The sequence below is a fragment of the Gemmobacter sp. genome (assembly GCF_046292685.1).
Lineage (GTDB): Bacteria > Pseudomonadota > Alphaproteobacteria > Rhodobacterales > Rhodobacteraceae > Wagnerdoeblera.
Genome location: NZ_JBKBQM010000015.1, coordinates 1 through 24278, shown reverse-complemented (window position 1 = coordinate 24278; position 24278 = coordinate 1). Strand labels below are relative to the sequence as shown.

Genomic DNA, 24278 nt, shown 5'->3' with positions numbered 1-24278 from the left:
ATCACTCCAGGCCGGCAAGCATCATGCCCGGCATCATCCGCTGGCCGAGATCGCCCAGCACCCACACGGTGCCGCCCACGACGATGCACAGCACCAGCGCCGAGAACAGGATCAGGTGCAGGTCCTCGCGCTTCTGCCGGCTGAGATCGATGTGCAGGAAGAACCGGAACTGCGCGATCACCTGCACCAGCGCCAGCACGCCGATCAATGCCAGCGCCGTCGCACGCGGCAGGACCTGGGTCCAGACCAGCGCGAAGGGCAGCGCGGTCAGGGCGATCGCGGTCACGAAACCGATGCGGTAGTTGCGGGCATCCCGCTGCGCTTCGTCATCGCGGCTCATGCCAGTCCCCCCCTGATAGACGATCGAGAAGATCCCGATCCAGATGATGTCGAGAAAGTGCCAGAACAGCGCCAGCCGCATCAGACGGGTCTTGACCGCGTCCGTCGTGCCGAAGACGCGCAGCTGCACCAGCATGACACCGACCCAGAGCCAGCCGGCCGCCACATGCAGGCCGTGCAGACCGACAAGGGCGAACAGCGATGACAGCCAGCCGCTGCGGGCCGGCCCCGCCCCTTGGGCAATCATGGCCGTAAGATCGCGCAGTTCCAGCACCAGAAATCCCGCCCCCAGCAGAAGGGATAACGCAAGCCACAGTTGCAGGCGCGCAGGCCGGTATTTCAGCGCAAGGCTCGCGCGGCCCATCGTGTAGCTCGATGTCAGCAGGAACGCGGTCTGCGCCGCAACCGATCCGAGGCTGAAAACCTCTTGCGGCCCCGGCCCGCCGGCGCGCCCCACGGAATTGGCCATCGAAGCATAGGTGGCAAAGAACAGCCCGAACAGGATCAGGTCGGACATCAGGAACATCCAGAAGCCGAACATGACCTTTTCGGCCAGAGCGTGTGCCGTGCCGTGGCGCGGACCGAGGTTCAACCCCGGATGCAGCGGTGCGGGATGGGTCATGCTTCGGCCTCCGTCAGGGCACGGCAGCGGTTGCGCGGTGCGGTTTCCTCGAGGCGCGATACAGGTGCGGTCGCTTGCCTCATGGCGCGGAAGGCGCGGTCAGCCTCGGCCACCTCGGCCGCCGGTATGGTATGGGTGGTGTCGGTCTGGAAACTGCGTCCGATCAGAAGCGCGACGACGCCGGCGAGCGACAGAAGGGCAAGCCACCAGATCTGCCAGACCAGCGCAAAACCCAAGGTCGTGCCGAGCACGGCATAGCCCATGCCCTGCATGCTGTTGCGCGGCAGGTCGATATCCTCGTAGGCAGGTGGCGCAAGGTCGATCGCGCCGGTTTCCTTCAGCCGCGCGAACTCGTCGCGATCCTCGACCTGCGGCAGGACGGCAAAGTTCCATTCAGGCGCCGGGGCCGGGATCGACCATTCAAGGCTGCGGCCGTCCCAGGGGTCGCCTGCCGGAACCGCCAGTGCTGCGCGGTTGCGGACCGAGACCAGAAGCTGCATCGCAAGACTTGCAACAGCGGCCAGGATCAGCCCGCCGCCGATCGCCGAACGGTCCATCCAGGGCTGGTAGGCAGGAATGTCATAGGCATAGGTGCGCCGCATCATGCCCATTAACCCGACGGCAGGAAGCGGCAGAAAGACGAGCGAGAACCCCACGATCCAGCACAGCGCCGCAACCGTCCCCCAGCGGTCGTCCAGCCGGAACCCGAACACCTTGGGGAACCAGAACGTATAGCCCGCCAGCAAGCCGAACAGCGCGCCCGGCACCGGCACATTGTGGAAATGCGCGACAAGGAACAGGGTGTTTTGAACCTGAAAGGAAACGGTCGGATTGGCAAGCTGGATCCCGGTCAGGCCGCCGATGACGAACAGGAACAGGAATCCGATGCCATAGATCATCGGCACACCAAAACGGATCCTGCCGCGATACAGCGTGGCCATCCAGTCATAGACCTCACGCCCGTGGGCACCGCAATCAGCATCGTGGCGGCACCGAAGACCGCGTTCAGCAAGGGGCTGCCACCCATCGTGAAGACGTGATGCACCCAGACCGTGAAGGACAGGACTGCGATCACCATCGTCGCATAGACGAGCGAGCGGTAGCCATAAAGCAGCTTGCCCGAAAACGTCGAAAACACCTCGGAAAACACGCCATGGGCCGGCAGAACCAGCAGATAGACCTCGGGGGGCCGAACAGCCAGAACAGGTTGGCGAAGTTCATCATGTTGCCGCCAAGATCGTTGGTGAAGAACCTGAACTCGGCATAACGATCCAGCGCCAGCATCAGCGTCGCCGCTGTGATCGGCGGCAGCGCAAAGATCATCAGGATCGACGCGCAAAGCACCGTCCAGACGAACATCGGCATCCGCATCAGGTCCATGCCCGGCGCGCGCTCCTTGTAGATCGTGACGGCGAAGTTGATCCCCGACAGCGGGGGGCCGACCGAGGATATGGCAATCGCCCAGATCCAGTAGTCTGGCCCGACACCGGGGCTGAAGACGATGCCGGTATAGGGGGGATAGCCGCTCCAGCCGCCGGTCGAGAATTCCCCGACAACGAGCGAGATCATCATCAGCGCCGCCCCCGCAGCCGTCAGGCCGAGGCTGATCGCGTTGGTCAGCGGGAAACTGACATCGCGCGCGCCGATCTGCATCGGCATGACGATGTTCACCAGCCCCGGGACGAAGGGCATCGCCACGAAGAAGATCATGATCGTGCCGTGAGTGGAAAACAGCTCGGCATAATGGGTGGCGCCGAGAAAGTCGCCGTCATTCAACGCAAAGGCGTGATGCAGCCGCATGATCGCGCCTTCGATGACCGCGCGCGTCAGCATGACAAGGGCGAGTGCGACATACATGACCCCGATCCGCTTGTGATCGAGGCTGGTCAGCCAGTTCCTCCAGAGTGAGCCCCATGTCCGGGTCAATGTCAGGGCTGCGATGACGCCGATCGCCGCGACGACGACAAGTCCCGCGGCGCCGGCCCCGATCAGGTTGCTGGCCGTCGGATCCGCCAATGACTTGGCGACGGGCAACGCCTCCCATGTCAGACGGCCGAGGATGTCGTTCATGGTGCGCTCCCGGTTTCATGATGGTGCGGAGATGCGCCGGTCGCACCGGCATAGGCCGGCGCACCCCCCTGCACCGCGGCGGGCACCCCCGCAGGCGACATGTAGCGGTGCAGGATCGAGGCATAGAGATCGGGCTGGACCTGACCGAAGCCGATCGGCGCCCCGGCGGGCAGGCCAAGCCGTTGTGCCGCCGCAGCGCCGGTCGAGGGTTCGGCAAGGATGGCATAGGCAGTCTTGTCCAGCGCGCCGCCCCTGTCGCGGGTTTCGGCAACCCATGTCTCGAAGGCGGCGGCTTCCACGGCGCTGACGACGAAGCGTTGACCGGCAAACCCGGGGCCGTTGTATTGCTTGGTCCGCCCGATGTAGTCGCCAGGAAGATCGGCCCGCAGGAATTGCCGCGTCTCCACCCCCGGCATGACGTGGATCTGCCCGGCCAGCGCGCTGATCATGAAGGAGTGCATCACGCTGTCCGAGGTCAGCCGGAACTCGACTAGGGTGCCCAGCGGAATGGCCAGGTGATCGACGGTCGCGATGCCCTGTTCGGGATAGTTGAACAGCCATTTCCAGTTCATCGCCACGGCCTCGATCCGAAGCGCAGCCACCTGCGGATCAATCCGGCGATAGGGATCGAGCATGAAGGTGTTGCGCAGCAGTTGCCAGCCGAGAAAGGCCACGATGGCCATCGGCACGCCCCACATCAGCAGTTCGAGCGGGCGGGCATAGTCCCAGCGGGGCGTGTATTGCCCCCCTGCCGCCGCGCAGCCGGTAACGCCAGAGCAGGATCGGCACGAGCACGAAAACCGGCACGATGGCGATCAGGGTGATGGTGATGAAGTGCGACAGTTCCCCGCGCGCAACGGGGCCCGCCGGTGACAGGAAGGACAGACCTTGCGAGGCGCATCCCGCCAGCAGGCCGGGGAGCAGGAGGGCGAAGATCGACAGGGTTCGGCGGTGCAGACCTCTTGCGGAACAGGACATCGGTTCAAACCCTTTCATGTTGCCGGTGCGCGTGCTCGGGCCGATGCCGAAGCGCTGCCGCCTCGCCCTTGCGCAGGGCGGCCATGCTGGCAGCGGCGACGACAAGCACCGCCGCCGTCGCCCAGAAGGCCGCCGGGAAATGCGAGAGTTGCGGCGGTGCGGTCGGTGCCGGACTGCCGCCAAGCCGAAGGACAAGGGCCGAAAGCGAAATGCCCGCCGTCAGTCCGACCTGCTGGGTCACGGCCGACAGGCCCGTGGCACGCCCCATTTCCTCTTCCGTCGCATCGACGAAGACGATGCCGTTCAGCCCGGTGAACACCAGCGCCTGCGCAAATCCCGCCACGATCACCAGCGGCACGATCAACGGGCAAGACACGCTCTGGATGAATCCGAGGCCGACAAAGGTGGCCGCACTGACCAGCGTTCCGAGGATCAGGGTGCGGCGGAACCCGACCCGGTCGAGAATCCGCGGCGCCAGCGCGCGCATGGTCAGACCGCCCGGGGCGAACAGCCCGCTCAGCAGACCGGACACCACGATCGACAGCCCCAGCCCGATCCGGAACAGGAGCGGCAGCAGAAAGGCGGCGGCCCCGCCGCTCATGCGAAAGATCGTGCCGGAGATGATGCCGACCGCAAAGGTATGGTGACGGAACAGACGCGGATCGACCAGCGCATCCGTCCGCCCCCGGGCGCGCAGCAGATAGGCGGCGATCAGGACCAGCCCCGCCGCCATGGCCGCCAGCGCCGCATGCGTCGAAACCAGATGTTCCCCGATGCAGGACAGGCCGAACAGGGCAACCCCAAGCCCGAGCGCCGACAAGGCAAACCCGGACAGGTCGAGCCGTTGCACCGGCTCTGGCGCAACCCGAGGAATCAGGATCATCGCAAGCGCGATGGCCAGCGCGCCGTCGCCATGAGCATGGCCAAAGCCACGACCAGCGGCACGATCACGCGCGCGCGTATCTGATTCTGTCGGTGTCGATTCTGTCAACCTGTCCCCCCCATCCCGTTCTTTTCGGGTTCGTGGCCCTACGGGGTGGGCGCCGGGGCAGGCTTGCCGCCCCGGCCGTGGACACTACAGACCCATCGGCCCGCCCATCAGGGCAGGAAACAGGCCGAAAAGGCCGATCAAAATCAGATAGATCGCCACGATGTAGTTCAGAAGGCGCGGCATGATTAGGATAAGCACACCTGCGATCAGCGCCGCCAGCGGCCCGAGCACCGGGTGCATCTGCATCCCCATCATGACGCCACTGCCTCTTTCTGCGCCTCGACGAAATGCGCCCGCAGCTTGGCCTCGTCGGTCGAGGACAGGTTGGTGCGCAGCACGGTGCCGCCAAGTTCGGCCAGATGCCCGATCACGCGGTCCGAGTGACATTGCGCGCCATCATGAACAGCGCCGCCTTGCCGGGCGACAACGTCCTGGCCACGTCCTTCATGAAATCATCGCGGATTCCGAAATCGCTGAGCGCCCCGGCCACGGCGCCTGCCGCCGCCCCGGTGACGAGGCCGAGCAGCGGATTGAGGAACAACAGCCCGATCAGCAGGCCCCAGAACGAACCCGACATCGCGCCCAGCGACCACGGGTTCACCATCTGGCGCAGATGCACCTTGCCGTCCTCGCCCGCGACGGCCACCACGGCATCGCCCACATCGGCGTAGTATTCGTTCGACAACTCGAACAGTTTCTAGCGCGCGGCTTCCGCCGTTTCGGCATTGTCGTAGCCGATCACCACCAGTTCAGCCATTTGCAGTCTCCTTCTTGCTTGCGGTTACAGTTTCACATGTTCGGCCGACCACTCGGCCAGCGGCAGGCCCCAATTCGGCACGCGGCCATGGTTGCGGAAGAACATTTCCTTGTAGGCCAGCTTCTGCGCATAGGGCGGACGACCGATGCGCAGCTCCTGGATGTTGCCGCCGAACCAGCTCGTCGCATGGATGTAAAACGCCTTGCCGCCGCCCATGTCGCCGATGCATACGACTTCGGGCATCCAAGGCGCGTCGGCCTTGGCGGCGGCCATCATGCCCACGTCCTTCGCGATCTGCCGTCCGACGATCTCGCATTCCTGATGCCCGATGGCGCCCAGCTTGGGCACCGTCAGCGCCGCGGCACCGCCGCAGGCAAAGACCTCGGGGCGGTCGGGGTTTCGCATCCGCATGTCGGTGACGATGAAACCGACCTCGTCCGCCACATCGAGGCCGCGCAGGAAATCATGCGGCTTCCAGTTCGGAAAGACGATCTTGACCTCGGCCGGCAGGCTGCGACCGTCCATAAACTCGATCCCCTCGGCGGTCGGGCGGCGGATGCCTTGCGTCTCGTTCACGTAACCGAAGCCCATCTTGCCGGCCGCATCCAGAAGCTGCGCCACGACCTTTTCGCCCGCATCCTCGGCGATCAGCTTCGCGGGCGTGAAGATCGTGATGTTCTTCGCGCCGCCCTTGCCATAGGCGTCCAGCCAATGCGCCAGCGAAAGCGACACCTCGACCGGCGGGCCATCGCAGGCGGCCAGTGCCGTCGGCAGCCAATCGGGGCGCCCCTTCGTGCCCTGCTCGAACCGTTGCGATCCCACGACGATCGGGCCACCCTTGTAGTGGTTTTTCAGGTGGTCGATCAGCCGGTTGGCATGGAAGGCATCCGATACCGTGTGGCCATGTTCGGCAAAGCCCTCGATCTCGTCATGGGCCAACCGGGCACCAAGCGCGATGACCACATAGTCATAGCCGATCTGGTAGTCCGGCACACCGGGGCGTTCGTTCGGGCGCACCCGCACCTGGCGGGCGTCAAGGTCGAGGCCCAGCACCTCGGCCTGTTGAAAACGAATCCGGTCGCGGGCCAGCACATCGACCAGCGGCATGTTCATCGTCACCGCCGGATCGCGCCCTTCGAACATCTCCAGCGGAATGTTCGGGATGTAGTCGAGCCAGGCCTTGCGGTCGATAACTGTGATATCGACGGCATCCCTGGCGTGATCGCGGATCTTCTGCGCGGCGCCGTGGCCGGCGAAATTGCCGCCAGGGATCAGGACATGAGGTTTCCCGCTCATGGTGTTTCTCCTTTGTTGCGGCCCGGTTCCGCCGGGTCGGCGGCCTGCGCAGGCGCGGCCCGGTGCAGGTTGATGTTCTGACGGGCGATCAGCTCGGACAGAGCTGCATTACACTGAACACGGATTAAGCCCGCCGGTCATGTCCAGGCTCTCAGGCCATGTTCCAGCCGTGGCCGACGTTCAGCGCCTGCCCGGTCAGCGCGTTCGACGGGAAGGCGGCAAAGACGAAAGCCACCTCGGCGACATCCGCGACGGTGGTGAATTCCTTGTCCACCGTCTCGCCCAGCATGATGCGCTCGATCACCTCCTTCTCGGGGATGCCGAGTTCCGCCGCCTGTTCGGGGATCTGCTTTTCCACCAGCGGCGTGCGCACGAAGCCGGGGCAGATGACATTTGCACGGATGCCATGCTTGCCGCCTTCCTTGGCGATCACGCGGGCCAGGCCCAGCAGCCCGTGCTTGGCGGTCACATAGGCGGATTTCAGCGGCGAGGCCTCGCGCGAATGGACCGAGCCCATGAAGACGATGGCGCCACCGCCCCTTGCCTTCATGTGCGGGATGCAGGCCTTGGAGGTCAGGAACGCGCCGTCGAGACGGATCGCCAGCAGCTTTTTCCAATCGGCAAAGGGGAAATCCTCGACCGGATGCACGATCTGGATGCCGGCATTCGATACCAGCACATCCATCCCGCCGAAGGCCGCGACCACCTTTGCCACTCCGGCAGTGACCTGGTCTTCGCTGGTCACGTCCGTCGCCACGCCGATGGCGCGCCCGGGCCCCCTTGCAGTCAGTTCCGCGGCGACCGCATCGGCGGCCTCCTGTTTCAGGTCGGCGATGGCGACCAGACCGCCGGCAGCCACATACCTTTCGGCAATGGCGCGGCCGATGCCGCTGGCCGCCCCCGTGACGATGCAGGATTTGCCTGTCAGATCCATGATGCTTTCTCCTTCTTATGTCCGGCCGCGCAGCGACCACATTTCCGACAACGAAGCTTCGCCCCGCAGATGGTGCAGAACCGCCAGACCGGCATGGGCGATCAGGTAGGCCGAGGCGAGGTTGGCAAAAGCTTGTGAATCTCCTCGATGGTGCGGGCGATGCCGGCAGGCTCCAGCCACCACCACAGCGCCCCGGTGCCCGCCATCAGCGTCACCAGCAAAAGACCAAGCCCGTGCACCGCTGACGCCAGCGCCGACCCTTCGACGTAATCGGGCAGGCGCAGCCGGCCGAGTGCGCCGAGCTGCCCCCGCGTGTCGGCCCAGAGCGCCTTGCGGCGCGCGGAGGACAGCTAGGGAAACAGCGCCCCAGATTCGGTGCCGATCCGCCGCGCCAGCAGGTTCAGCCAGAACAGCAGGATCAGCCCGAAACTGGCCAGGCCGACATAGCTGTGCGTGGCAAACAGCGTATCCCCCGGCGTTGCGCCGCGCGGCCCTTGCATCAGCAGGCTGACCCCAACCTGCCAGATCACCGCCAGCGCCACGCCCAGATGCAGGATGCGCGTGCCCAAGCCGTGGCGCGGGGTCGCCGGTTCCATCGTCGCGTCCGTCATCGTGATCTCCGTCACCCGGGCGTCTCGGCCCTCATTCGGTTGCAAGGTAATCATGCACCACCGACCCGAGGCCCGGCGTCAGGTCGGTCTGGATGCGCACGGCCGAAACGACTTCGCGCACCGGCAGGTCGGCCACGGGGGCCAGCGCGTGATGGAACAGTTCCAGCCGCGCCGGCCCTTCCCAGGCACCCTTGATCGTCACATCCTCGCAGCGATAGCGGACCAGCTCGCAGATCCGCGGGCTGCAATCGACATGCGGAATGATCTTGAGCAGAAAGGCCGGGGCCTTGACCGCGGCCTTCGCCGCCGCGGGATCGACGGGGCGATGCTTGTAGCCCATGGTCGCATTGGCGATGCGCAGCGATCCCATGTCCAGCGTGCCGACCAGCGCATCCTTCTCGACGCTCAGTCGCGGCTGCGCGAGTTTCTTGGGAAAGCCCCAGATCTCGCGCCCGCCCGCGATCGGGCTTTCGTCGTCCAGATACATGGCATGGACATAGCCGCCCTTTTCGCCGCGGAAGGTGACGGGAATGACCTGGCCGCTTTCGGTGTAGTCGCCAAAGCCGGTGGAAGCCGGCATGCGGATGAATTCGAACTTCACCAGCGGGTCGCCCGGTTCCAGCGGCGCGGGCACGACGGCGCGCAGCGCCTCGGGGTCGGTGCGGTAGGTGACACCCAGGCACTCGCGGTCGATGAACCGGTAGGGGCCGGGCGGAAAGGCCGGGCTGGTCAGCGGCATGGCAAGGGCACGGGCGCGCACGTCATCCTCGATCATGGGTGGGCTCCTGTTCATGGGAGGCGGCAAGGTCAAAGACGTGCATTCCAGCCTCGGACGGATCGTGCGCCGAGAGGTGCGGATGCATCAGGCTGTGCGCGGCATCCGCCACCCCCGCCGCCCGATGCGCCTGCATCGCGTCGCGGGAAAAGTCGCAATCCTTGGCGCCGGTTTCATAAGGCTTGGCGCGGTAGATCAGATGGATCAGCGTCAGCGGAGCGCAAGCCGGTGCGGACAACAGACGGGCCACGGCCGGGTCTGACGCCAGCGGTGCCGGCAGTTCGGCCGCATGGGCTTGCAGCGCAGCCGCAAGGGCGTGTTGCGCGCGTATCCTGTCGGTCACGGCACGGGTGCGGCTGGAAAAGCGGATATCCTTTTCGCGCGCCTCGACCGACCAGATCGAATGCGGTATCGGGCCGCGGGCCGAGAACAGATCCACTTGCCAGATCACCATCGGCTCGGCATCCTTGCGGGTCTCGATCACCCGCGCCAGCGGGGTGTCCGAGACAAGACCACCGTCCCAGAAGAATTCGCCGTGGACCTCGACTGGCGGAAAACCGGGCGGCAGCGCCCCCGAGGCCATGATGTGCTCGGGCCCGATGCGCCGCTCGGCCGTATCGAACCAGACGAAGTTGCCGCTGGCCACATTCACCGACCCGACCACCAGCTGCACCGGCCCTGCGTCGAGCAGGTCGAAGTCAACCAATTCCTCCAGCGTCCGGCGCAGCGGCGCGGTGTCGTAGAACCCTGCGCGGTCGGGGCTGCCCGTCGCAGCAACGGCGAAGGGAGGCAGGCGGGGGGCAAAGAAACCGGGCGCCCCGGCCGCCGGCGCCATCGCCGGCCCCCAGACCGAAAGGCCGGGCCAGGCGGTTCTGGCGCTGACCTGTTTCCAGAACTGCTTCAGCCGGCTTGCGCGCGCCTCGGGCGGGTTTCCTGCGACAAGGGCCGCGTTGATTGCGCCGATGGAAATGCCCGCGACCAGATCGGGCCGCACGCCCGATTGCGCCAGCCGACTGATCGCTCCGGCCTGGTAAGCTCCAAGCGCCCCGCCGCCTTGCAGCACGAACGCGGTCCGTGGTGATCTCGAAGCCTGCGCCATCACAACCCCCGTTTTGCGGGATCGCGGAGATCGACCACTGTGCATTCGCCCTCGATCGTCTCGCCGCCCTACCCATCGCGGCGCATCCTGTCGAGGGTCGATCGAACCCGCCCCTGCAACGCCACCGCCAGCACGGCGGACCCGATCAGGATCGGCGACACCAAGACGGCCGCCTGGCCCAGCATGATGACTGTTATTGTGGCGCCAATGACGATCAAGCCGAAATTGCGAAACTGCGTGAGCATGTTCCAACCCTCCACCATGGGACTCCAAGCTGGCGCCTCGATGTTGCCGCCCCATGTCGCCCAGCTTGATTATCTGTAATCTTTGCCAAGCCCCGGGATGTTGGCGCGTATGCTTCGGGCGTGGTGCGGGATGATATGAACGCGCGCGGAATCCGGCCCGCTGCCAGTCTGCATCTGCGCCAATCGTCGGAAATGATCGCCGGGCACCGCCGCAGACCGGGATCAGAAAGATCATTCACATCTTCTGACCACAACGCGCGGCAGGATGGAGCCGCCCTTGGCGCGCCGTTCGAGGCGTTTCAGAACATCCACGGGCAGCCGAAGGGTATGCCGACCAGAATCGCGTTCGACAAGCCGCACGCAAAGCGCCGAATCCTGGCGCTTGCGCATTCGTCGACTGTCGGAGCGCGGCCCGCCGGATTGCGAGCTTCCCCTGCAGCCGCGCATCCCGGGCGGGATCTGGAACCTGAACAAATTGCCAAGACGCCCTGTCAGGCAAAACCGTTGCATCGGGCAAGTCCCGTGAGCGTCGTTTAGGCAGCTTTTTCAGGGAATGAAAGGCGCACACGAAGACCGGGGCCGTTATCGTCAAGGCTGAGTTCGGCCCCATGAACATGTGCGATCACGGCGACCAGCGACAGGCCAAGCCCGTTTCCGGGCGTGGTGCGCGACCGTTCGAGCCGGTAGAGGCGGCGCAGCACCTTGTCGCGTTCGTCCTCGGGGATGCCGGGGCCATCGTCCGCCACGGTCAGCACGACATGTCCGGCCGCGCGTGCAAGGCCGATCTCGATCCGCGCGCCGGCGGGCGTATGGCGCAGCCCGTTCTCGATCAGGTTCGCAACCGCCTGACCCAGCAAGGTGCGGTCGCCCGACACCAGAACCGGGCCCTCTGGCATGGGGGCAAGCCGGAGGGTGTGGCCGGAATCCTCGGCGGAGGGTTCGTAGATTTCCACGAAGGTGCGCAGGACCGCGCCCAGATCGACCGGGGCAAAGCGCGCCTTCGGGCTGCCGCCCTCGATCTGGGCAATCTGCAACAGCGACTGGAACACGGCCGTGGCGCGGTCGGCTTCTTCGGCGGCGCGGGCGGCCAGATCGGCCTCCGGGCCATCTTCGGGCAGGCGGTCGCGCAGATCCGACAGCAGCACCGCCATGCGCTGCACCGGCGTCTTGAGGTCATGGGCGATGTCCACCGAAACCTGACGCAGCGACGCGGTCGCGGTTTCCTGGGCATCTGCCATCCGGTCGATGCCCGCCGCGATCCGGCCAAGGTCGTCGTTGCGGCCTCGCTCGGCGATCCGCGCCGACAGGTCGCCGCCGGCCATGCGGTCGAGCGCGACCTCGATCCGCCTGACCCGCCGGGCCGAGGCGGCGGCCAGCCAGACGCCGGCGGCGAGGGACACAAGGATCGTCGGGATCAGGTTCAGCGCGATCAGATCGAGGAATGTGTCTTCCAGATCCTTCAGGGGCTCAAGGCTTTCGCCGACGACGAGAAGCCCGCCCGCCATGGGAACCAGGCGGGTCTCGTAACCGCCGGCCCCGAGTTTTAGTCCGCCATCCTTCCGCGACAGGCGCACTTCGGCCCCCTGGATCGCGGCGCGGGCATTGCCGACACTGGCCCCGCCGGGCGCGATAAAGACGAAGATGCGGTTTTCCGGGTCTGCTGCGGCGGCCTCGGCGGCGACGAGGGCGGCAAGGGTGTTCGCATTCTCGGTGACACGGAATCCGGCCACATGCTGGTCAAGACTGGCAGCGATCTGTTCGGACAGGTTGCCGCGGATCTGCACGAAGGCCGCACCCAGCGTCACGACACTGACAAGCGAGAACAGCGCCACCAGCCCGAGTGCCAGGCGCACCGGCGTCGAACGGGTCAGACGGCCCAGGCGGTGCAAGAGATCCCGGACCGGGCGCAAGGCTCAACCCTCGATCTTGTAGCCGGCGCCGCGCACGGTCCTGAGCAATTCGCGCTCGAACGGTTTGTCGATCTTGGCGCGCAGGCGGCTGATGTGGGTTTCCACCACATTGGTCTGGGGATCGAAGCTGATGTCCCAGACCGCCTCCAGCAGCATGGTGCGGGTCTGCACCCGTCCCTTGCGGCGCATGAGATGCTCCAGCAGTGCGAATTCGCGCGGCAGCAGGTCGATCTCCACACCGGCGCGCGTCACCTTGCGGCGGATCAGGTCCATCGTCAGATCGCCCGCCGTCAGCACGGTTTCCTGCGGCGCGGTCTTGGGGCGGCGAGCCAGCGCCTGGATGCGCGCCGACAGCTCGCCAAAGACGAAAGGCTTTGTCAGGTAATCGTCGCCCCCGGCCTGCAAGCCCTCGATACGGTCGTCCACCCCGCCCACGGCGGTCAGGAAGATCGCCGGTGTCGTCACCTTGGCCGCCCGCAGCGCCCTGACAAGCGAGAGCCCGTCCAGGCCCGGCAGCATCCGGTCCACCACCATCACGTCATAGCCGCCGGCCATGGCCTGTGCCATCGCCTCGCGCCCGTCGGCGATGTGATCGACGACATGGCCTTCCTGGCGAAGGCCGCCCACGATGTAGTCGGCGGTAGTGCGGTCATCCTCGATGACGAGAAGCTTCATGCTGCGGTCCATGGCTGCCCGCGCCATCCGGCGCGCCTTTCCTGTCTAGCGTGAATGCCTTGCGCGCGAAACCCGCCGCGACGGGCGCGGCGGGCAAATGCATCGGCTGGCCTCAGGCGGGCTGCGCGCCTTGCGGGGCGGTTGCCGCAGCTTCGGGCTCGGCCTGCACGGTCCGGGCGCTGTCCGCGGCCAGACGGACGCCCAGGATCAAGAGCCCGCCGATCACTGCGCCCATGGCTGCGGCGATAACGCCAAACCCCAGACCTGCCGCCACCACCAGCAGGAACAGGCCGCGCGCCATCACATTCTTCAGTTTCCGGATCATGCTGTTTCTCCCTGGCTTGCCGGTTTCGATGACGCCGACATGCCCCCCCGTTCCGACAGGTCGCTGACCGCAAGGTTACAAATCTGCAATCCCGGCGCCGTGATCGGCGGTGAACCCGCCGCGAGAAACCTTGCAGATTTGCAATCCTGCCGCAGCGTGGCTGCAATGAACGCCCCCGATCTTGGTGCCATCGCGTCCCCGCCACGACATGCGCCGGGGCGCCGGATCAGGAGAGATCGACATGCAGACCAAGACCAGAACCCGTGCCCTTCCCGCCCTTGTGCTGGGGGCCTTGATGGGGGCCACCGCAGTCGCCGCGCTGGCTCCGGCCATTTCCCCCGCCCAGGCCCACGCCGTTCAGCCCGGCGGCTATGCCGATCTTGTGGCGCGCGTGGCCCCTGCGGTGGTTTATATCGAAGTCACCCAGAAGGCGCAGGCGGCCGACTTCAACCCGGCCGACATGCCGCCGGGGTTCGAGGAGTTCGCCCGCCGCTTCGGCATGCCCTTGCCCGGTCAGCCCGGCGGCCCCGAGGGCCAAGGGCCGCAGCAGACCGGCGTCGGCACCGGCTTTGTCATCTCGGCCAGTGGCGACATCGTGACCAACAACCACGTGGTCGAAGGCGCCGACAAGGTGACGGTGACGCTGGCCGACGGCACCCGGTTGCAGGCCCGGGTGATCGGCACCGATCCGGCCACCGATCTGGCGCTGATCCGGGTTGAGGCGGGGCACGATCTGGCCTTCGTCGAATGGGGCGACAGCGCCGCCTTGCGCGTGGGTCAGGACGTGATCGCCATCGGCAACCCCTTCGGCCTCGGCAATACGGTGACCGCCGGCATCGTCTCGGCGCTTGGGCGCGACATCAATTCGGGGCCGTTCGACAATTACATCCAGACCGACGCCGCCATCAACCGCGGCAATTCCGGTGGCCCGCTGTTCGACGCCGAAGGCCGTGTGGTGGGGATCAACACCGCGATCTTCTCGCCCACGGGCGGATCGGTCGGGATCGGCTTTGCCGTGCCTGCCGAGACGGCAAGGACGGTGATCGCCGATCTGGCCGATGACGGCAAGGTGGAGCGCGGCTGGCTTGGCGTCTCGATCCAGCCGGTCACGGATGACATCGCCGCCGCCATCGGGATCGATGCGGCCAAGGGGGCGCTGATTGCCGATGTCACCGCCGACACGCCCGCCGCCAAGGCCGGGCTGAAGCGCGGCGATATCGTCACGGCCGTCAATGGCGCGGCGGTGGACAGCCCGCGCGACCTGACCCGCCTGGTGGCGACCGCCAAACCCGGCACCGAGGTCACGATTGCCATTCTTCGGGCTGGCCAGCCGACGGATATCGCGGTCAAGCTGGGCCAGCGCGCAGAGCAACCTGCCTGACACCGCTCACGGAGCTACCCCGGGGCAGATTGGCTCTCGGGCGTCACAGGACGCCCGAGAGCACGTTGATGGTCATGGCCAGCACGCCAAGGTTGAAGAAAAAGGCAAAGAGCCCGTGCAGGGTGACGGCCCGCCGGATGCGGCGGGACGAGATGTGAAGGTCGGCCGTCTGGCAGGTCATGCCGATGACAAAGGCGAAATAGACAAAATCGGCGAACACGGGCGCGCCACCTTCGGGAAAGAGGATGCCGCCCGCATCGCCCGAACTTCCGGTATCATAGAACATGTGGGCATAGTGGAAGGCGTATAGCAGGTTCGAGAAGATCCAGGCCAGCACCAGCGTGCCCGCGACGATGGCGAAATCGGCCGTCGTCAGATGGTTGCGCCCCTCCACCATCCGCCCGAGCGCCAGCAGGATCGCCGCCAGCACCGCCACCGCCGTCAGCAGCAGCCGGACCCGCCCGCCATCGTCGCGCGCGGCGCGCGCGCGGGCATCTGCCGGGCTGTCCGCGGCCCAGAGCGGCAGGGCAAGCCCGATGAAGGCGACCGCCGCCAGATCGAAGCCGAGGATCGCGGCCTCCTCGATCGGCATCCGCAGCGCTGCGACCACCGTCATGACGGTGGCCACGGCAAGAAAGGCAAGGAACCTCGGGTGCGGCAGGCTCATCCGGTGACCACGCCGAACAGGCGCCCGACGGCGGCCGTCGCCGCCATGGCCAGCGCGCCCCAGATCAGCACCCGCACCGCCCCGCGCCAGCGGCCGGCGCCGCCTGCCGCCGCGCCAAGCCCCCCGAGCACGGCAAGCCCCGCCAGCGAAACCGCGACGACCCAGGGCATCACCTGCGTCGCCGGCGCAAGCGCCGCGACAGCCAGCGGCGCAGCGGCGCCGAGGGCAAAGGTTGCGGCCGAGACGATGGCCGCCTGCACCGGTGCGGCGGCCACCACCTCGGATATGCCGAGTTCATCGCGCAGATGCGCGTCAAGCGCATCCTTCGCCATCAGCTGATCGGCGACTTGGCGCGCAAGGTCCGGCTCGACCCCGCGGTCGATGTAGATCGCCGCCAGTTCCGCGCGTTCGGATGCGGGATCTCCGGCCAACTCCCTCTGCTCGCGCGCCATATCCGCAGCTTCGGTGTCGGCCTGCGAACTGACCGAGACATATTCGCCTGCCGCCATCGACATCGCCCCGGCGACGAGACCGGCAAGACCGGCCACCAGAATCTCGGACCGCCCTGCGCCGGCTGCGGCCACACCGACGATCAGGCTGGCGGTGGAAACCATCCCGTCATTGGCCCCCAGCACCGCCGCGCGCAGCCAGCCGATACGGTGCACGAGGTGGCGTTCGTCATGGGGGGGCAAGCGGCATGGCGGTGTATCCTGTTCTCAAGTTCGACGTCGCAGATAACAAACTTTCAAGACGGGTGACAGCCGGGCGCGAGGGGAGGTGTCCAGATTGGGGTCATGGCAGCGGCGGTCGCTGCCGAAAGCCAAAAGGAAAGACCCATGGAAACGAAACCGAAATCCCGCTTTGCCAAGCTGATGATGGCGACCCTTGCTGGGACCATTGCCCTTGGCGGTGTTGCCGCCATGATGGCGCAGGCCGAGAGCGGGCGCAAGGAAGCCGCTGCCGTTCAGGCGCTGTCCGGCGCGAAGATCACCTTCGCCGATGCGATCCGCGCGGCCGAAGCCGCAGGTCAGGGCATCGTCACCGGCGCCGAGATCGAGGTGAAGAAGGGCGGGACCTCTTTCGACGTCACCACCCGGAACGGCACGACCGAGATCGACCACTGCATCGACCCGATGACCGGGGCGATCCTGTCCGGCACTCCCGATGCGGAAAAGCCCGGCTCGGATGGTGACAAGGATGCGGACGAAGCCAACGAACTGGCCGCGATCCAGGGCGCCACGATGAGCCTGCTGCAGGCCATTTCCGGTGCAGAAGCGCAGGGCGGCAAGGTGCTGTCGGCCGAATACGGGCACGAGGACGGAGCGCTCGGCATCGAACTGAAGGTCGCCGATGCCTCCGGCAAGGTGACCGAAGTGATGGTGAACGCCGCGACCGGCAAGGTGATGGCCGCCGACCGGGACAGCTCGAACGACGAAAGCAACGAAGGTGACGAAGGCGGTGAGGAACAGGAAGGCCGAGCCCGCAACGCCACCACGCGCCGCGCCCCGGACTTCGGGGCGCGGTGTTGTTTTGACGGTCGGGATGCGGCAGGCGATACGTTGCGGGTCAGACCCTTGCCGGATCCTGCGGCAGCCGCAACCCGGTAAAAGCGTCGGCGCTGGCCGGCGACAGGGCGCCAAGCGAGACGTAGATGCGCAACAGATCGTCCGCCGTCATGCCGGGCACGGGGGTGACATTCGCCTCGGGCACCAGGACAAGGCCGCCGGACATCGGGATCGGCGAGGTCGGCAGGTAGACCATCAGCCTGCGGTCCCCATCCGCCATCGCATAGACCTGCGGGTGGCCTGCAAGGCCAGCACATCCGCCCCGCCCGGACCGCCGAAGCGCACCATGACCACCCGCATCGCCTTGATGTCGCTGTTGCCGTCCCCCGCAAGCAACCGCACGACCTGCGCCACCGGCCGATAGATCGCCCGCAACAGGGGAATGCGCGAGAAGATGCCGTCAAGCCAGCCCTCGAAACCCTTGCGCAACCGCCCGTGCACCAGCACGCCAAGCGCCCAGCTTCCTGACAGCACCGCAGCAAGGCCAAGGAGAAAGGCGAGAGCGCCATGGTTCGGCCCGACGACCGCCGCGCCGGCGCCTGCCAGCAGATCACCCGCCCAGGTGCCCGGGCCGAACGCGCCCGCCAGCCGCGCCATGATCCATTGCAGGATCGCCAGCGTCAGGATGAGCGGCGCCAGAACCGCAAGACCGGTCAGGAAGGTGCCGATCACGCCGCTTCGCCAAAGGCGCTTCAGAAATCCCATGTCGTTCGTTTCCATCGGTGTTGCGGGAATTTGACATGACGGACATAAAGATGCGCGGCTGATCTGCCCGACCCAGAATTAAAAAAACGATGATGACGGACGCAGACGTGTCGAGCCCGCGCGAACGACCGCGCCTTGTCGCAAAGGTCATGGCGGCATTGCCCTATGGTCTCGCGGCAGGGCTGTTCCCGCTCGGGCTCTATGCGCTTTATCGCCTGCTCGCCCCGGTAAACCTTGCCGACGTGATGGCGCAGATTCGCGCAACGCCATGGACGACGATGGCGCTCGCGCTGCTGGCCACTCTGGGCGGATACCTTTCGCTGGCTGGCTATGACTGGTCGGCGCTGCGCTATATCGGCAAGCCGCTGCCCATCCCGGTGGTGCTGACCGGCGGGCTGATGGCCTATGCCTTCGGCAACACCATCGGGCTGTCGGCTGTCTCGGGCGGGGCAGTGCGTTGGCGGGTCTATTCCGGCCTCGGGCTTGACGGCTATGATGTGGCGGCGGTTTCGACCTTTGCGGCCGTGTCCTTCGGCGTGGCGGCAACGGTCGTGGGTCTGGGGGCGCTCGCCATCCATCCCGGCGCCCTTGCCGCCGTCCTGCCGTTTTCCGTCCCGACCATCCGCCTCGCCTCGGTCGGGGTTATCCTTGTCATCGTGCTGCCGTTGATCTGGGCCTCGGTTTCGGGGCGGAGGCTGAAGGTGGGGCGTCTCAGCCTGCATGCGCCCTCGCTGCCCATTCTCGGCGGGCAGATCCCGTTCAGTCTGGGCGATATCGGCTTTTCGGCGCTGACGCTTTACCTGCTGCTGCCCGTCTCCGACTTCGGCTTTTTCACCTTCCTCGCCGTCTTTGCCGCTGCCACCATGGCCGGGATCGTCAGCCATGTCCCCGGCGGGATCGGCGTGTTCGAAACGGTGGTCATCGCCGCCATGCCGGCCGGCACCCCGGTGGACAAGGTGGCCGCCGCGCTGCTGCTCTATCGGCTGGTCTATTACCTCGTGCCCTTCGTGCTGGCGCTGGTCGTGCTGGCGCTTTACGAGGGCTGGCGCGCAACCGGCGCCCGGGTTCCCACCACCGCCTTCGGTCGTGCCATGACCACGATGGACCCCGCCTTGCAGGCGGTGGCCCCGCTTGCGCCGATTGTGCTTGCGGTCATGGTGTTCGGCTCCGGCCTGTGGATGAGCCTTTCGGCCCTGATTCCGCCCACGACAGATGCGGCGGAAGTCGCCGAAGCGCTGTTCCCGCTGGCCTTTGTCGAAGGGTCGGCGCTGCTCTCGTCGGCGCTCGGCGCGGGGCTGATCGTGCTGGCGATGGGGATCGTCCGACGCAGCCGGGGCGCCTTCTGGCTGGCCGTCGGGGCGATGGCGGCCAGCGTCGTCGTGGTGCTGGTCCACGGTCTGGATTGGGAACGCGCGGGCTTCCTCGCGCTCGCAGTCGCCATCCTGTTGCCCTTCCGGCGCGAGTTTCATCGCCGATCCACGCTGACCCACGCCGCCCTTGGCCCCGGCTGGATCGTGCTGGTCGCCACCACCATCGCCGCCTTCGGCTTCGTTCTGTTTTTCGCCCACAAGGGCACGCCCTATGCGCATGAGCTGTGGTGGCAGTTCGCGGTGGATGAACGTGCGCCGCGCGCCCTGCGGGCTTCGCTGGTTGCAAGCCTGATCGTCGGGCTTGCCGCGCTGTGGCTGCTGTTGCGCGCGCCGCGACACCGGTTCGAATTGCCCGATGCGGCGGCCCTCGATCGATCCGCCTCGATCGCCCGGGCAAGCGATCGGCCGGACGCAGGCTTTGCGCTGACCGGCGACAAGGCGCTGATCTTCTCGGATGACGGGCGCGCCTTCGTGATGTGCGGCGTCTCGGGTCGGTCGTGGATCGCCTTTGGCGGCCCGGTCGGGCCTGCAGACGCCGCCGGCGATGCTGCGCAGGCCTTCGTGGACGCGGCCCGTCGCGCGGGCGGGCGGCCGGTGTTCTACGAGGTCGGGGTCGAGGACGTGCCGTTGATGCTCGAACTCGGTCTGACCCTGCACAAGCTGGGAGAGGAGGCAGTGGTGGACCTGACGCGGTTCTCGCTCGACGGGGCGGAGCGCAAGAAGTTGCGCGCCGCCCATAACCGCGCCGGGCGTGACGGATTGACGATGGAAATCGCCCGGCCGCCCCACGCGCCCGCGCTGATCGAGGAGCTGCGCGCCATCTCGGACGACTGGTTGCACGCCAAGGGCGCGCGCGAGAAGGGATTTTCTGTCGGCCGCTTCGATCCTGTCTGGTTGGGCCGCTGGCCGCTGGCGCTGGTGCGGCATCAGGGGCGGATCGTGGCCTTCGCCAACATCCTGACGACCGACAGCCGCGCCATGGCGACCATCGACCTGATGTGTCATGTCGAGGACGCGCCGTCCGGCACGATGGATTTCCTGTTCACCGACCTGATGTTGCGCCTGAAGGCCGAGGGCTATCGCGCCTTCTCGCTCGGCATGGCGCCGCTCTCGGGCCTTGCGCCCGAACGAAGCCGGCGGCTGTGGGACCGGTTCGGCGCGCTGATCTACAGCCACGGCGGCAACTTCTACAATTTCGAGGGCCTGCGGGCTTTCAAGGACAAGTTCCATCCCGACTGGCGCCCCCGCTACCTTGCCGCCCCATCGGCCCTGCCGCCGCTTCTGACCCTTGCCGACGCGGCCCGGCTGATTGGGGGGAAGGGGAAGACTGGGTCCGCGGCGGAGCGCGCCGAGACCTGACACCGAAAGCCGGAGTGCATTACCGATGCAGGATGTCCGACGGCAGCGGGTTGGGAAAGCGGCGCGCCTGGGTGACAGCGAAAAAGGTCGCGGTGATCCCGTCAAGGCGCGACGCCTCGACCAGATTGCCCGATGACAGCTCGTCCCGCACCACGATCGGCGGGATGACGGCAAGCCCTGCGTCGGCACGGGCCAGAAGGCGGCTCTTGGCGATGTCGGCGACCTCGGCGGCGAAGGGCGGCGTGACGCCCAGCCGGGCGGCAAGCGCGTCGAAGCCCGCGCGCAGGGCGGTTTCGCGGGTGGGGGCGATCAGCGGCTCGGCCGCCAGCAGGTCGCGCAGCGGGCGGGGCGCGCCTGTGCGGGCGCGGGTGCCGATCAGGCCGACGGGTTGTTCGGCGATCCGGTGCACCAGCCCGGGGCTGGCGGCATCGCGGTGCGGGGCGAGATTGGTCAGGACCACGTCGAGTGCGAGGGTGCCAAGCCCGCGCCGCAATTCGTCCTGCGAACCTGCGCGCAGCACCACCTCGACATCCGGCCGCCCGATCAGCGGTGCAAGAAACTGCATCTGGAAGTTGCGCGACAGCGTGGCCTGCGCCCCCACCCGCAAGGCCCGCCGCGCGCGGCCGGTATCGCGCAGGGTCGCGGTCAGGTCGTCGGCGGTGCGGAAGATCGCCTCGGCATGATCGAGCGCGATGCGCCCCGCCTCGGTCAGCACCAGGCCGCGTCCGCGCCGTTCGAACAGATCCTGCCCCAGCGCGGCCTCCAGCGCGCGCAACCGGGTGGACAGCGCCTACTGCAAGAGGTTCAGCCCGCGCGCGGCCCCGGTCAGCGTGCCGTCGCTGGCCACGGCGGGAACAGGCGCAGGTGAAGCAGGTTGAGCGGGACCATGGTTCCATAAAACCGAACAGGTCGAAGCAATGTATGTAATTTTCCGGAGTAGCGGCAAGCGATAGACAGTCCGGTATGATCCGCAGCCTGCAGAGACAATGTTGCGTAACTCACGCCTGAGGCATGACTTTCCTGTTCCCCGTTGACGTCAGGCCAGGCGGACGATCTCGGCGCTGCCGAGGGCGTTGAAGCGGTTGATGAGTACCACCCGAATCTGGATTTCGGCGGTTTGGCGGTCGGGGACTATCCTGAATTTTGTGCGCTGACGTGGTAACTGCGCTCAGAGGAGACCCACGTATGAGCATCGACAAAAATCTGCTCGACCGGCTGATGGAAGGCTGCTCGCCTGGCGATCTGTTTGGCAAGAGCGGCATCCTGGCGAACAGCCCAATTTGCTTGCGATCGCAGTGAATAAGGCAGCTTCGCTACGATACTCGTCGTGGTGTTCCATCGCCAACCGCACTGCGCGTTCGCGGAACCCGGGTGAATACGGCTTCGAGGTCTTCTTGTTGTGTGTCTGTTCCATCATGGGCAATTCTCCGAGAGTTTTGCCCTCCGGCAAACCCGGGGCGGTTCAGTCGCGCCTTCGCCGCTGCGCGCGTGCCGACCGGCGCCGATCAGCCCGTCGACATCGGTCTCCGTGATCAGTTGCAGGACAGCCTCGGCGATGCCGCGCAACAAGCCGCCCTGATCGTGCTTGGCCAGAAGCTCGGCAAGATCCATGCCTCGCCAGGGTCACTCGGACCAGTGGCGTTCCCATGGCTCGATCATGGTCATCGGGGTCTCCGTAGGGTTCGTGGTCGAAGCGTCGAAACTCCACCTCGACCATACACCTCGATGGCCACTCGGGATTACACCGTCGACGGCGCAGAAATCACACCACATGCTCGAACACCAACCCCAGACCCCGATGTCGGCACGATCAGAGGCAGAGTTCCCGCCGCAACCGACGCACCGCCCTTTCCTGTAGACGAATTCGCCTGCCCCGGGAAATACCGCTTGTTTCTCCCGGCCGGCGAAAATATACGGGTCGGCGGAGACGTGGCCGAGTGGTCGAAGGCACACCCCTGCTAAGGGTGCAGGCGGGAAACCGTCTCGAGGGTTCGAATCCCTTCGTCTCCGCCATCACCCCTGTTGCGAACACGGACAGGCGCCCATAGCGGCGCGGAAATAGTCGTGTTTTCAAAGGGCTTTGCCTCCCCCATGCGAACCTCCGAGACTGCGCGCCAGGCCCGTGCCGGGCTCTGAATGGCTCTCCGTCTCTGTTCGGGCGAACCTCGCGAAATTCGGTTCGGTCGGATTTTTCCACGCCTTTCCAATGGCCTGAGCCTCAACCCCGCCAAAACTTCGGGCCTTGCGTCCATCGCCTTCGAGGGGAACAGAGCCGCAACAGGCGAGAGGCGCAGCCGCTGGGTGCGCTGGCCGAATGGCGCGTAGAGGTGGCGGTGATCTGCGTATGCAAGGGAGCTCTCAACTGAGCGCGGCCCCTCACCGCGCGATTGTTCAAGTCGCTGGCGCGGAAAGGGGATTCACATCCTCAGGGCAGCGAGATAAGAGAAGTAATGCAGAACACTTCACATGCGGTGATGGCTCAACGCCATGAGCCCAAAGACAGTCCCGACGATTTTCCAACCCCACCTTGGGCAACGAGGGCGCTTCTCAAGCATGTCATTCCGTCCCGCGATCTTGGCGAACTGACGTGTCTGGAACCTGCCTGTGGGCGGGGATACATGAGCCGTCCCCTCGCAGAACGCTTTGCTCGCGTCGACTCAGCGGACGTCGTGGATTACGGCTTCGGACATGTGCGTGACTTCCTGACGTACCCTTATCTCGCCGGTTCCCACGACTGGGTCATTACAAATCCCCCATTCAAACTGGCGCACCAGTTCATTGAAAGGTCGCTCACGGTCGCGACGCGTGGCGTGGCGATCCTGGCGCGAACTGTCTTTCTTGAGAGCGTTGGTCGCTACGAAACCCTGTTCAAGAACAATCCACCGACATACTTCGCCCAGTTCACTGAACGAGTTCCTATGGTAAAAGGGCGCGTTGATCCAAGAGCGTCGACCGCGACTGGCTACGCTTGGTTTGTTTGGATCAAAGACAATGGACCGAGCAGAACGCAGTTGGTGTGGATACCGCCTTGCCGACGCTCGCTGGAAAAGGCCGATGATTATGATTAGGCCTCGTGGCGATCATAGGTGGCACTGCCCTCTTGGAGGGCCTTCTTGGCAGCTGCAACATCATTTGCTTCTAGTGCTTCAAGTGCCTTCCTCACGAAGGCCCTGAGCCGTCGGCCTTTCGGACCAGGTGCGCCTTTTGGCGGCAAATCAGCCGCGGGCGCCGCGGCAATACTGCCGTGTGAACCTTGCTCGATCTCAGCAATCCGAGCTTGGTTTTCTCCGAACCAGGCTGCGATGTCATGGCGCTTGTCTCCGCGGGCCACCATGCCGAGAACGATCGCCGCGTCCCTGTTTGTCAGTGCCATACGAACCCCTTGCAACCAATGGCTGAATAGCAGCACGGGTGGCAAGGAGATTTCAAGCGCCTTTCTGCGACGACAGCGCGATCAATCAAACGCCCGCCCCGGCTGCTCGTCCGTATGCGTCCGCTGTCGCCGCTCTGACGAGGGAAATCCGCGGCTGATAATGTCCACCATTGATAGTGGACATCTTGAGGCACTCCATGGCGGGCAAAAAGGGTCAGAAGAAACGGTTCT

General features: G+C 66.1%; 25 protein-coding genes, 1 tRNA gene and 2 pseudogenes. 5 read left to right on the top strand and 23 right to left on the bottom strand.

Annotated elements, in window-relative coordinates; all coding sequences use genetic code 11:
• Position 1: 1 nt before the first annotated feature.
• The 16 genes and pseudogenes from cyoD to ACK4S2_RS06055 form a co-directional block, all read right to left on the bottom strand.
• Positions 2-961: a cytochrome o ubiquinol oxidase subunit IV gene (cyoD, locus tag ACK4S2_RS06130; RefSeq protein ID WP_409621598.1), complete on the bottom strand. Its 960-nt coding sequence runs from the start codon at positions 959-961 to the stop codon at positions 2-4.
• Positions 958-2794, bottom strand: a pseudogene (locus ACK4S2_RS06125) (cbb3-type cytochrome c oxidase subunit I). The gene cyoD and the pseudogene ACK4S2_RS06125 overlap by 4 nt, the downstream one beginning before the upstream one ends.
• A 233-nt stretch (positions 2795-3027) precedes the next feature.
• Complete coding sequence (locus tag ACK4S2_RS06120) at positions 3028-3729, bottom strand: hypothetical protein (protein WP_409621595.1); 702 nt, start codon at positions 3727-3729, stop codon at positions 3028-3030.
• Between the two features lie 284 nt (positions 3730-4013).
• Positions 4014-5000, bottom strand: a complete 987-nt coding sequence (locus ACK4S2_RS06115; RefSeq protein ID WP_409621592.1) for an MFS transporter — start codon at positions 4998-5000, stop codon at positions 4014-4016.
• Positions 5001-5084: 84 nt separating this feature from the next.
• Positions 5085-5255 (bottom strand): DUF3096 domain-containing protein, encoded by a 171-nt coding sequence (locus ACK4S2_RS06110; RefSeq protein ID WP_409621589.1) that lies wholly within the window; start codon positions 5253-5255, stop codon positions 5085-5087.
• A 112-nt stretch (positions 5256-5367) separates the two neighbouring features.
• Positions 5368-5685: a DUF1269 domain-containing protein gene (locus ACK4S2_RS06105; RefSeq protein ID WP_409621586.1), complete on the bottom strand. Its 318-nt coding sequence runs from the start codon at positions 5683-5685 to the stop codon at positions 5368-5370.
• Positions 5686-5781: 96 nt separating this feature from the next.
• The gene (locus ACK4S2_RS06100) at positions 5782-7053 is read right to left on the bottom strand and encodes an NAD(P)/FAD-dependent oxidoreductase (RefSeq protein WP_409621583.1); all 1272 of its coding nucleotides are present in this window, start codon (positions 7051-7053) and stop codon (positions 5782-5784) included.
• A 151-nt stretch (positions 7054-7204) separates the two neighbouring features.
• The gene (locus tag ACK4S2_RS06095) at positions 7205-7987 is read right to left on the bottom strand and encodes a 3-hydroxybutyrate dehydrogenase (RefSeq protein ID WP_409621581.1); all 783 of its coding nucleotides are present in this window, start codon (positions 7985-7987) and stop codon (positions 7205-7207) included.
• A 101-nt stretch (positions 7988-8088) separates the two neighbouring features.
• Positions 8089-8226, bottom strand: coding sequence for a hypothetical protein (locus ACK4S2_RS06090; protein ID WP_409621578.1), 138 nt, complete (start codon positions 8224-8226; stop codon positions 8089-8091).
• Positions 8227-8337: 111 nt separating this feature from the next.
• Positions 8338-8598: a cytochrome b/b6 domain-containing protein gene (locus ACK4S2_RS06085; RefSeq protein WP_409621575.1), complete on the bottom strand. Its 261-nt coding sequence runs from the start codon at positions 8596-8598 to the stop codon at positions 8338-8340.
• 31 nt (positions 8599-8629) lie between these two features.
• Complete coding sequence (locus tag ACK4S2_RS06080) at positions 8630-9373, bottom strand: acetoacetate decarboxylase (RefSeq protein WP_409621572.1); 744 nt, start codon at positions 9371-9373, stop codon at positions 8630-8632.
• Positions 9360-10472, bottom strand: coding sequence for a patatin-like phospholipase family protein (locus tag ACK4S2_RS06075; RefSeq protein WP_409621569.1), 1113 nt, complete (start codon positions 10470-10472; stop codon positions 9360-9362). Before ACK4S2_RS06075 ends, ACK4S2_RS06080 begins: the two co-directional genes overlap by 14 nt.
• Before the next feature lie 68 nt (positions 10473-10540).
• Positions 10541-10717, bottom strand: coding sequence for a hypothetical protein (locus ACK4S2_RS06070; RefSeq protein WP_409621566.1), 177 nt, complete (start codon positions 10715-10717; stop codon positions 10541-10543).
• 533 nt (positions 10718-11250) lie between these two features.
• Positions 11251-12627 (bottom strand): ATP-binding protein, encoded by a 1377-nt coding sequence (locus tag ACK4S2_RS06065; protein WP_409621563.1) that lies wholly within the window; start codon positions 12625-12627, stop codon positions 11251-11253.
• Between the two features lie 3 nt (positions 12628-12630).
• A complete protein-coding gene (locus tag ACK4S2_RS06060; RefSeq protein ID WP_409621729.1) occupies positions 12631-13302 on the bottom strand; it encodes a winged helix-turn-helix domain-containing protein in 672 nt (223 codons plus the stop codon).
• Positions 13303-13414: 112 nt separating this feature from the next.
• On the bottom strand, positions 13415-13627 hold the full coding sequence (locus tag ACK4S2_RS06055; RefSeq protein WP_409621560.1) for a hypothetical protein: 213 nt from the start codon (positions 13625-13627) through the stop codon (positions 13415-13417).
• Between the two features lie 241 nt (positions 13628-13868).
• Here ACK4S2_RS06055 and ACK4S2_RS06050 point away from each other — a divergent pair, with 241 nt between their 5' ends.
• Entirely contained in the window at positions 13869-15008 is a 1140-nt protein-coding gene (locus tag ACK4S2_RS06050) for a S1C family serine protease (RefSeq protein WP_409621557.1), read from the top strand.
• Between the two features lie 43 nt (positions 15009-15051).
• Here ACK4S2_RS06050 and ACK4S2_RS06045 read toward each other — a convergent pair whose 3' ends face one another.
• Both ACK4S2_RS06045 and ACK4S2_RS06040 read right to left on the bottom strand, forming a co-directional pair.
• A complete protein-coding gene (locus ACK4S2_RS06045) occupies positions 15052-15675 on the bottom strand; it encodes a DUF1345 domain-containing protein (protein ID WP_409621554.1) in 624 nt (207 codons plus the stop codon).
• Positions 15672-16367, bottom strand: a complete 696-nt coding sequence (locus tag ACK4S2_RS06040) for a VIT family protein (RefSeq protein ID WP_409621551.1) — start codon at positions 16365-16367, stop codon at positions 15672-15674. The genes ACK4S2_RS06045 and ACK4S2_RS06040 overlap by 4 nt, the downstream gene beginning before the upstream one ends.
• 102 nt (positions 16368-16469) lie before the next feature.
• On the opposite strand from ACK4S2_RS06040, the gene ACK4S2_RS06035 reads away from it, so the two are divergent.
• On the top strand, positions 16470-17282 hold the full coding sequence (locus tag ACK4S2_RS06035; protein ID WP_409621548.1) for a PepSY domain-containing protein: 813 nt from the start codon (positions 16470-16472) through the stop codon (positions 17280-17282).
• On the opposite strand, the gene ACK4S2_RS06030 is transcribed toward ACK4S2_RS06035, so the two are convergent.
• Positions 17242-17460 (bottom strand): hypothetical protein, encoded by a 219-nt coding sequence (locus tag ACK4S2_RS06030; RefSeq protein ID WP_409621545.1) that lies wholly within the window; start codon positions 17458-17460, stop codon positions 17242-17244. The genes ACK4S2_RS06035 and ACK4S2_RS06030 overlap by 41 nt on opposite strands.
• The gene (locus ACK4S2_RS06025) at positions 17436-17960 is read right to left on the bottom strand and encodes a DUF502 domain-containing protein (protein WP_409621543.1); all 525 of its coding nucleotides are present in this window, start codon (positions 17958-17960) and stop codon (positions 17436-17438) included. Before ACK4S2_RS06025 ends, ACK4S2_RS06030 begins: the two co-directional genes overlap by 25 nt.
• Before the next feature lie 74 nt (positions 17961-18034).
• Between ACK4S2_RS06025 and mprF the strand changes: the two genes are divergently transcribed.
• Positions 18035-20674 (top strand): bifunctional lysylphosphatidylglycerol flippase/synthetase MprF, encoded by a 2640-nt coding sequence (mprF, locus tag ACK4S2_RS06020; RefSeq protein WP_409621540.1) that lies wholly within the window; start codon positions 18035-18037, stop codon positions 20672-20674.
• A 19-nt stretch (positions 20675-20693) separates the two neighbouring features.
• Here the strand turns inward: mprF and ACK4S2_RS06015 are convergent, their stop codons facing one another.
• A complete protein-coding gene (locus ACK4S2_RS06015; protein ID WP_409621537.1) occupies positions 20694-21449 on the bottom strand; it encodes a LysR family transcriptional regulator in 756 nt (251 codons plus the stop codon).
• 689 nt (positions 21450-22138) lie between these two features.
• A pseudogene (locus ACK4S2_RS06010) lies at positions 22139-22285 on the bottom strand (IS256 family transposase); the annotation flags it as partial.
• Between the two features lie 312 nt (positions 22286-22597).
• Between ACK4S2_RS06010 and ACK4S2_RS06005 the strand changes: the two are divergent.
• Both ACK4S2_RS06005 and ACK4S2_RS06000 read left to right on the top strand, forming a co-directional pair.
• Positions 22598-22687, top strand: a tRNA-Ser gene (locus tag ACK4S2_RS06005).
• A gap of 605 nt (positions 22688-23292) precedes the next feature.
• Positions 23293-23742, top strand: coding sequence for a hypothetical protein (locus ACK4S2_RS06000; RefSeq protein ID WP_409621534.1), 450 nt, complete (start codon positions 23293-23295; stop codon positions 23740-23742).
• Here the strand turns inward: ACK4S2_RS06000 and ACK4S2_RS05995 are convergent.
• Positions 23739-24047 carry a hypothetical protein gene (locus ACK4S2_RS05995; RefSeq protein ID WP_409621531.1) on the bottom strand — a complete coding sequence of 103 codons (309 nt, stop codon included), beginning with the start codon at positions 24045-24047 and terminating at the stop codon, positions 23739-23741. The genes ACK4S2_RS06000 and ACK4S2_RS05995 overlap by 4 nt on opposite strands.
• Positions 24048-24278 lie beyond the last annotated feature (231 nt).